Source organism: Mesorhizobium sp. M7A.F.Ca.CA.004.12.1.1, assembly GCF_003997835.1.
Taxonomy (GTDB): Bacteria; Pseudomonadota; Alphaproteobacteria; order Rhizobiales; family Rhizobiaceae; genus Mesorhizobium.
Map to the genome: position 1 here is coordinate 1 of NZ_RZRK01001128.1, position 1,470 is coordinate 1,470.

Annotated in this window: 2 protein-coding genes; both read right to left on the reverse strand. The window is 68.2% G+C overall.

All coding sequences use genetic code 11. From position 1 onward, the window contains the following. Positions 1–883 (reverse strand): molybdopterin cofactor-binding domain-containing protein (locus EN984_RS34360; protein ID WP_164765910.1); only part of this gene is annotated, 883 nt, incomplete at its 3' end. After that, on the reverse strand, positions 880–1,470 hold a 591-nt coding region (locus EN984_RS34365), incomplete at its 5' end, for an FAD binding domain-containing protein (protein ID WP_206517558.1). The genes EN984_RS34365 and EN984_RS34360, both read right to left, overlap by 4 nt.

A 1,470-nucleotide genomic window follows, 5' to 3' on the forward strand; every position in this document is an offset into this window, starting at 1 on the left:
CCGTCTGGCGCGTCGCGGCGCGGCCACCATAGCCGGTAAAGGTCTGCGGCCGCGTCATCACCAGGCGCACCGGCCGGCCGAGCATTTTGGCGGCACATGCGGCCACCGCGCCATGGCTCAGCGCCAGCGCCTTGGAGCCGAAGCCGCCGCCAATATAGGGCGAGACCAGCCGCACATTCTCGAACGGCACGTCGAACCATTCGGCATAGGTGCGGGCCATCCCGTCCAGCCATTGGCTCGGCTCCCACACGGTGAGCTTGTCGCCCTCCCAGCGGGCGATCAGGCCATGCGGCTCCATCGGCGCCTGGTATTCGCGCGGCGTGTTGTAGGCGGCGCAGATGCGGACCGGTGCCGAGGCGAACGCACCTTGCGCATCGCCCCATTCCTTGGTCATGGCGTCGATCGGGATGCCGTCGCCGGCCTTGCCGTCGCTGAGGTCGACGATGGAAGGCGTCTCGTCATAGCTGACCTTGACCAGGGCCGCCGCCGCGACCGCCTGTTCGAAGGTCTCGGCGACGACAGCGGCGACATGCTGGCCCGAAAAGGTGATGTCGCGCGCGAGCGGGCAATAGGGTTTGTCGGGCGGCGGCGTGCCGAACCAGTCCGCCGCGGTTTTCAGGCTGATGATGGTGTCCGGCGTCAGCACCTGCAGTACGCCGGGCGCCGCCTCGGCCGCCTTGGTGTCGATCGCGCGCACCTTGCCGGATGCAATCGTGCTCTCGACCAGCACGGCGTAGGCGAGGCCTTCGAGCTGCTGCTCGACGGCGTATTTCGCCGCACCACTGATCTTGGCCGGGCCGTCGACGCGCGACAGCCGGCCGCCGACGGCTTCGGCAAAAGCGCCGTCGGACGCATCACCATGCCTGATGTTGTGAACGGTCATGCCGTCTCTCCCAATTTGAGGATGGCGCGGGCGACGACGCGCGGCGCCAGTTCGACCTTGTAGTGGTTGGCGCCATGGTCGACGGCACCTTCGACGGCGAGCAGGCTGGCGGCGCGGACCGCGTCCGGCTCCAATACCTTGCCCTTCAGCGCGTCTTCCACGGCCCGCGCACGCCACGGCTTGGTCGCGACGCCGCCGAGCGCCACGTGCAAATCGCGGATCGTTCGGCCGTCAGCCTCGAATTCGATGCCGACCGCCGCACTGGCCGCGGCGAACTCGTAGGACTGCCGGTCGCGGATCTTCAGGTAGGTCGAACGCCGGGTAGCGGCCGAGCCGGGGATCTCGATGGCGGTGATCATCTCGCCCGGTTCGATCGCATGTTCTTTTTCCGGCGTGTTGCCGGGCAGCAGGAAAAAGTCGTCGACCGGGATCTGGCGCTCGCCCAGATGCACGATCGCATCGAAGGCGACCAGCGCCACGGCGAGGTCGCCCGGATACATGGCGATGCAGGCGTCGCTGGTGCCGAGCACCGCATGGCCACGGGTAACGCCGCCGATCGCCGAACAGCCAGAGCCGGGCTCACGCTT